This window comes from Klebsiella sp. HN106 (genome assembly GCF_051209435.1).
Lineage (GTDB): Bacteria > Pseudomonadota > Gammaproteobacteria > Enterobacterales > Enterobacteriaceae > Klebsiella > Klebsiella oxytoca.
Genome location: NZ_JBLURD010000039.1, coordinates 1 through 6,248 on the forward strand (window position 1 = coordinate 1; position 6,248 = coordinate 6,248).

9 protein-coding genes are annotated in these 6,248 nt (G+C 63.5%); 1 reads left to right on the plus strand and 8 read right to left on the minus strand.

The genetic code is table 11. The features are described from left to right. Positions 1 to 106: 106 nt before the first annotated feature. From ACSIPU_RS29845 to ACSIPU_RS29880, 8 genes are all read right to left on the minus strand, one after another. A complete protein-coding gene (locus tag ACSIPU_RS29845; RefSeq protein WP_000179845.1) occupies positions 107 to 1,375 on the minus strand; it encodes a DNA-binding domain-containing protein in 1,269 nt (422 codons plus the stop codon). Between the two features lie 74 nt (positions 1,376 to 1,449). Further along, entirely contained in the window at positions 1,450 to 2,118 is a 669-nt protein-coding gene (locus ACSIPU_RS29850; protein ID WP_001300294.1) for an EAL domain-containing protein, read from the minus strand. A 35-nt stretch (positions 2,119 to 2,153) separates the two neighbouring features. Then, a complete protein-coding gene (gene merE / locus ACSIPU_RS29855) occupies positions 2,154 to 2,390 on the minus strand; it encodes a broad-spectrum mercury transporter MerE (RefSeq protein WP_000993386.1) in 237 nt (78 codons plus the stop codon). Then, the gene (merD, locus tag ACSIPU_RS29860; RefSeq protein ID WP_001277456.1) at positions 2,387 to 2,749 is read right to left on the minus strand and encodes a mercury resistance co-regulator MerD; all 363 of its coding nucleotides are present in this window, start codon (positions 2,747 to 2,749) and stop codon (positions 2,387 to 2,389) included. Before merD ends, merE begins: the two co-directional genes overlap by 4 nt. Positions 2,750 to 2,766: 17 nt before the next feature. Next, positions 2,767 to 4,461, minus strand: coding sequence for a mercury(II) reductase (merA, locus tag ACSIPU_RS29865; protein WP_000105636.1), 1,695 nt, complete (start codon positions 4,459 to 4,461; stop codon positions 2,767 to 2,769). Positions 4,462 to 4,512: 51 nt separating this feature from the next. Then, positions 4,513 to 4,935, minus strand: coding sequence for an organomercurial transporter MerC (gene merC / locus ACSIPU_RS29870; RefSeq protein WP_001340589.1), 423 nt, complete (start codon positions 4,933 to 4,935; stop codon positions 4,513 to 4,515). A 35-nt stretch (positions 4,936 to 4,970) separates the two neighbouring features. Next, positions 4,971 to 5,246, minus strand: a complete 276-nt coding sequence (gene merP, locus ACSIPU_RS29875; protein WP_000732292.1) for a mercury resistance system periplasmic binding protein MerP — start codon at positions 5,244 to 5,246, stop codon at positions 4,971 to 4,973. A gap of 13 nt (positions 5,247 to 5,259) precedes the next feature. Further along, a complete protein-coding gene (locus ACSIPU_RS29880) occupies positions 5,260 to 5,610 on the minus strand; it encodes a mercuric transport protein MerT (RefSeq protein WP_001294663.1) in 351 nt (116 codons plus the stop codon). Positions 5,611 to 5,681: 71 nt separating this feature from the next. Between ACSIPU_RS29880 and merR the strand changes: the two genes are divergently transcribed. Then, complete coding sequence (gene merR / locus ACSIPU_RS29885; protein ID WP_000429836.1) at positions 5,682 to 6,116, plus strand: Hg(II)-responsive transcriptional regulator; 435 nt, start codon at positions 5,682 to 5,684, stop codon at positions 6,114 to 6,116. The last annotated feature ends 132 nt before the right edge of the window (positions 6,117 to 6,248 follow it).

Here is a 6,248-nt window from a genome sequence, read left to right on the forward strand (position 1 = left end):
CCAGCGTACGGCCCACAGAATGATGTCACGCTGAAAATGCCGGCCTTTGAATGGGTTCATGTGCAGCTCCATCAGCAAAAGGGGATGATAAGTTTATCACCACCGACTATTTGCAACAGTGCCCATCGGCGTAGTAGTGGATGTGGTCGATGACAAAGCCGGTGCGGGTCAGCGTGCGCCGGAGGATCGGCAGAAAATCGACCAGGAACGAAGTAGCGCGTGTGACGACGGCCGGTACGCCGACACGCGCCACGGCCTCGGCCCAGCGCGCGGCCGGCGGTTGGAGCAGGCCGTTGTGCACCGAACCGTGGTAGGTGCCGACCGCCAATGTGAGCCAGCGCTCTAGCTCGCGCAGCGTCAGGGCGGCCTTGTTTTCGGAATCGTAGTCGCCGCGCTGGTCAGGGTTGGAGAAGGTCGTTCCCGGCAGTTCGTCGTGAATCATCTGCATCGCCGTGCCGATGATCCGTTCCACGATGCCGCCATAGTGCGGCTGTCCCAGCGGGCGATAGTCCAGCCGGATGCCATGCTGCTCGCAACCCCGGCGCAGGGCCTCGCTCTTGAACTCGGCCGCGTTGTCTAGGTAGAGCAGCAAGGGCTTGCCGCTCATCTGCCAATCCATTTCCACGTTCAGTCCTTCCAGCCAAGGGCGCTTGTCGCAGGCGACATGCACGAGGCACAGGCCAACCGAAACGGCAGACGGCGCTTCCAGCGTGACGACCATGCCGAGCACGCAGCGGGTGAACACGTCGATGGCGAGGGTCAGGTACGGGCGGCCAATAGGTTGCCGGTCGCGGTCATCGACCACGATCAGGTCGATGACCGTATGGTCTATCTGCACCTGCTCCAGCGGCGCGGTCACGGCAGGAGGCTCGCCGCCCACACCTTGTAGGTCACGAGCGGCATCCTGGCCTTCCCGCCGGCGGATGACCTTGCGCGGGTCAAGGCTAGCGATCCGTAAGGCCACGGTATTGCGCGCCGGCACTCGCAGTTTTTGAGCCTTGCACACCTGAGTGACTTCGCGGTGAAAGGCCGCTAGGCTGCGCTTCTGCTTGGTCAGGAACCGCTTTTGCAGTAGCTCGTGGATGACGCGCTCGACCGGTTCCGGCAAGCGCCCCTTACCTTTACCTCCACCGGACTGGCCGGGCACCAGATCCGTCACGAGGCCGCTGCCTTGCCGGGCACGCCGGATCAGAACGTATACCTGGCGCCGAGACAAGCCCAGCGCCTGAGCCGCCATATCGGCCGCTTCGTGCCCGACCGTCTCCGACTGCGCCAACGGACTGATGATCTCCGCACGACGGCGCGCACGCTCCCAAGCCTCATCAGGCAGAGTGGCCACGCCTTGTTCTGGAATCCGTGGGGTGTCCGTCGCCATGCTCACCTCGCTTTGGTGCACACGAGTATTGAGCATAGTCGAGATTGGTGCAGATCACTTCTGATATTGAACTGTCAGGAGCTGGCTGCACAACAGCCATTACGCCCAATCAACTGGTGCAGTCGTCTTCTGAAAATGACATCCATGCCCAGCCCGTGCGCGAGCTGGATCACCGCCCGCACGATAGTTTGGTCACGGGCATCATCCGGGAGCCTGGCGACAAAGGATTGGTCGATTTTCAATGTGGTGATGGGGCAGCATTTCAGATGTTGCAGGCAGGAATAGCCGGTGCCGAAGTCGTCGGCGGCGAAGCGCACGCCGATGGCGCGCAAGGCGTCGAAACTGGCGAACAGGGCTGGATTGCCGAATGCGACCGATTCGGTCAGTTCGATCTCCAGAAGCTCGGCGGGCAGGGCCATATCGGCCAGCACCCGCTTTACCTCGTCGTCGAACGTTGGCCCAACCTGGCTGGCGGACACATTGATGGCAAGACGGAACGGTTGCCATGCCGGTCCTTGCCACTTGTGCATCTGGCGACAGGCCTCGCCCAGCACCCACGCGCCTATTTCCGGCATCAGGCCGAACGACTCGGCCAGCGGCAGGAACTGGCCGGGCGGCAACAGGCCAAGCCTCGGATGCCGCCAGCGCATCAACGCTTCCGCGCCAGCGATCCGGTGATCGCGCAGATCGACCAGCGGCTGGTAATGCAGGTCAAGCTGTCCGCGCGCCGCCGCCTGCGCCAACTCGGCCGCCGTCCATCCGGCGGGCTGCGAACTCGTCATGATCCGCCCCGGAAGGCGCGCAGCAGCCGCGTTACGGCCAGAACGAACAAGCCGGTCAGCGCGAGCGCGGCAACACCCCAATGCTCGCCAAGGAAGGCACCGGCGGTCGTCCCGGCCAGCACGGCGGCGAGAATCGGCAGATGGCAGGGGCAGGTCAACACGGCCAGCGCACCCCACAGGTAGCCGGAAACGGGTTGGCGCGTCTCGGGCGGCAGTTTGTCAGGGGCGTTCACGGCAATGCCTCCTCGTGCGCCCGCTCGGCTGGCATGGAGGCCAGTTGCGCGTCCAGATGGGCCAACGCCGCGCGCCGCCGCTCGACCAACTGGCGCAGCACGGCAAGCTGCGCTGCGGCTTGTGCGCCGTCCGCTGCGTCGAGCGCACGGCACAGCCGCGCCAGGGCATCCAGGCCGATACCCGCCTCGAAGGCCGCGCGCACGAAGCACAGCCGTTGCAAGGCCGCATCGTCGAACACGCCGTAGCCGCCCGTGGTGCAGGCCACCGGCCGTAACAAGCCGCGCACCAGGTAGTCGCGCACGATATGTACGCTCACCCCAGCGTTATGGGCCAGTTGCGATACCGTGTAGGCGCTCATCGCACACCTCCTTGTCCTCACCCGGCGCAGCAGGAAAGCTGCTTCACATCCTTGTTGAAGGTCTGCGCCGCGAGCTTCAACCCTTCGACCATCGTCAGGTAGGGGAACAACTGGTCGGCCAGTTCCTGCACCGTCATCCGGTTGCGAATCGCCAGTGCGGCCGTCTGGATCAGTTCGCCCGCTTCCGGGGCCACTGCCTGCACGCCGATCAGTCGTCCGCTGCCTTCTTCAACCACCAGTTTGATGAAGCCGCGCGTGTCGAAGTTGGCGAGCGCGCGCGGCACGTTGTCCAGCGTTAGCGTGCGACTATCAGTTTTGATGCCGTCATGGTGCGCTTCCGCCTCGCTGTAGCCTACGGTCGCCACTTGCGGGTCGGTGAACACCACGGCCGGCATCGCGGTCAGGTTCAGGGCCGCGTCACCGCCGGTCATGTTGATCGCGGCGCGAGTGCCGGCCGCTGCCGCCACATAGACGAACTGCGGCTGGTCGGTGCAGTCGCCTGCGGCGTAGATGTGTTCCACGCTTGTACGCATGCCGGGGTCGATGACGATAGCGCCTTGCGGGGTGAGCGTGACGCCCGTCGCATCCAGTGCCAGCTTGCGTGTGTTGGGCGCGCGGCCGGTGGCGACCAGCAGCTTGTCGGCGCGCAGTTCGCCGTGCGCCGTGGTGAGCACGAATTCGCCGTCCCCTTCACCATTGATATACGCGACCTGGCTGGCCTGGGTGTGTTCCCTCACCTCGATGCCCTCCATGCGGAATGCGGCCGTGACGGCTTCGCCTATAGCTGGGTCTTCGCGGAAGAACAGCGTGCTGCGAGCCAGGATCGTCACCTTCGCTCCGAGTCGGGCGAACGCCTGCGCCAGCTCCAGCGCCACCACTGATGAGCCAATCACGGCCAGGCGCTTAGGAATCGTCTCGCTGACCAGCGCTTCAGTGGAAGTCCAGTACGGAGTGTCTTTCAGGCCGGGAATCGGCGGCACGGCCGGGCTCGCGCCGGTGGCGATCAGGCAGCGGTCGAATGCCACCACGCGCTCGCCGCCGTCGTTGAGTTGCACGATCAGGTTGCGATTGTCCTTAAAGCGGGCGGAGCCGTGCAGCACAGTGATCGCCGGATTGCCCTCCAAGATGCCTTCGTACTTGGCGTGGCGCAGTTCATCGACGCGGGCCTGCTGCTGGGCCAGCAGCGCCGTGCGCTGGATGGTCGGCGTGGTAGCGGCGATGCCGCCATCGAACGGGCTTTCCCGGCGCAGATGGGCGATATGGGCGGCGCGGATCATGATCTTGGACGGCACACAACCGACATTGACGCAGGTGCCGCCGATGGTGCCGCGCTCGATCAGCGTGACACGTGCGCCTTGCTCGACGGCCTTCAGCGCCGCTGCCATCGCGGCCCCGCCGCTGCCGATGACGGCGATATGCAATGCGCCGCTGCTACCCGTCTTGTCGTTTCTGCCCAGCAGATCGCGCATCTTGTCGAGCAATCCGCCCGGCGTCGAAACTGAGGGGGCATCGGCCAGCGTGGCCCGATAACCGAGTCCAGCTACAGCGGCCGTCAGCGCGTCGGGTGACGTGCCGACCTCAATGGCGAGCTTGGCGCTGCCCTTGGCGTAGGAGACATCCGCTGATTGCACGCCGGGCACTTTCTCCAGGGCGTCCTTGACATGCACTGCGCACGAGTCGCAAGTCATGCCGGTGATTTTGAGAGTGCTCATACCATCGTTCCTTATTCGTGTGGGCCGCCGTGTCGCACGGTCAGCCGTCTTTCACAAGCGCTTGGCGGGGAGTTCGCAGCCGTCCGGTCCGCAACGGCGATGCGCCGGCGACACGAAGTCCCAGATCGACACCCCAATCATCAAGGCCAGGCCGACGTACATCAGGTTCGCCGTCCACCAGTTGCCGAGCAGCCAGACCGTGGCCGCAAACACGATGGCCGGGCCGATCATGCCGAGCAGACTGCGCAGCCATTGCCGATGACTGAACCAACCCAGCGCGTTCGCCAGGAAGGCCAGCGCGGCAAACAGCGGCAGCAGGCGGCTGATGAACAGTCCCTCGTACTGGCTCAAGAAGCCCAGCCCGATGGCCGCGCCGAAGCTGGCGAGGGCTGGAAAGCAGGCGGCGCAGCCCATCGCGGAAACGACGCTGCCGAGCGCGCCGGTTTTATCGGCAATGCGTGTCATCAGTCCCATGAAGCGGCTCTCGCTGTTGTCGTTGGCTTGCTGGCTCACTGCTTGACGCTGGACGGATAGCCGGCGTCTGCGGTGGCCTTGGTCAGCTTCTGTACGCTGGCCTTGGTGTCGTCAAAAGTGACGACGGCCTCGCGCTTCTCGAAGCCCACATCGACCTTGCTCACGCCTTCGACCTTGGAGAGCGCTTTCTTGACTGTGATCGGGCAGGCGGCGCAAGTCATGCCGGGAACCGCTAGCGTGACGGTCTGGGTAGCGGCCCACACCGGGGCAACAGCGGCGGCGAGGGCAAGGGAGGCAAACAGTTTCTTCATGATGAACTCCTGGTTAATAGAAAAATGGAACGACATAGGGAAATCCAAGCGCGACCAGGACCAGCACGGCCACGATCCAGAAAATCAGCTTGTAGGTGGCGCGCACCTGCGGAATCGCGCAGACCTCACCTGGCTTGCATGCCTGCACGGGCCGGTAAATCCGCTTCCAGGCGAAGAACAGCGCCACTAGCGCCGCGCCGATGAACAACGGTCGATAGGGTTCCAGCACCGTCAGGTTGCCGATCCAAGCACCGGAGAAGCCCAGGGCGACCAGTACTAGCGGCCCCAGGCAGCAGGTCGATGCAAGAATGGCGGCCAGCCCGCCGGCGAAGAGCGCACCGCGCCCGTTTTGTGGTTCAGACATACGTTGGCCCTTTTGAATTTGGATTGGATAGCGTAACCTTACTTCCGTACTCATGTACGGAGTCAAGCGATATGGAAAATAATTTGGAAAACCTGACCATTGGCGTTTTTGCCAAGGCGGCCGGGGTCAACGTGGAGACAATCCGCTTCTATCAGCGCAAGGGCCTGTTGCGGGAACCGGACAAGCCTTACGGCAGCATCCGCCGCTATGGGGAGGCGGACGTGGTTCGGGTGAAATTCGTGAAATCGGCACAGCGGCTGGGGTTCAGTCTGGACGAGATTGCCGAGCTGTTGCGGCTCGACGATGGCACCCACTGCGAGGAGGCCAGCAGCCTGGCCGAACACAAGCTCAAGGACGTGCGCGAGAAGATGGCCGACTTGGCGCGCATGGAAACCGTGCTGTCTGAACTCGTGTGCGCCTGCCATGCACGAAAGGGGAATGTTTCCTGCCCGTTGATCGCGTCACTACAGGGCGAAGCAGGCCTGGCAAGGTCAGCTATGCCTTAGCGTGCTTTATTTAATGAGATGGTCACTCCCTCCTTCCCGGTACTATGCTGAGGACAGGCTTTCATTCGGAGAACTATCATGGAAAACATTGCGCTCATTGGTATCGATCTGGGTAAAAACTCTTTCCATATT

Excerpts from the sequence above, each read along its gene's own strand:
- ACSIPU_RS29845 (WP_000179845.1), bottom strand. The coding sequence starts at position 1,375 with ATGGCGACGGACACCCCACGGATTCCAGAACAAGGCGTGGCCACTCTG.
- merD (WP_001277456.1), bottom strand. The coding sequence starts at position 2,749 with ATGAGCGCCTACACGGTATCGCAACTGGCCCATAACGCTGGGGTGAGC.
- merA (WP_000105636.1), bottom strand. The coding sequence starts at position 4,461 with ATGAGCACTCTCAAAATCACCGGCATGACTTGCGACTCGTGCGCAGTG.
- merC (WP_001340589.1), bottom strand. The coding sequence starts at position 4,935 with ATGGGACTGATGACACGCATTGCCGATAAAACCGGCGCGCTCGGCAGC.
- merP (WP_000732292.1), bottom strand. The coding sequence starts at position 5,246 with ATGAAGAAACTGTTTGCCTCCCTTGCCCTCGCCGCCGCTGTTGCCCCG.
- ACSIPU_RS29880 (WP_001294663.1), bottom strand. The coding sequence starts at position 5,610 with ATGTCTGAACCACAAAACGGGCGCGGTGCGCTCTTCGCCGGCGGGCTG.
- merR (WP_000429836.1), top strand. The coding sequence starts at position 5,682 with ATGGAAAATAATTTGGAAAACCTGACCATTGGCGTTTTTGCCAAGGCG.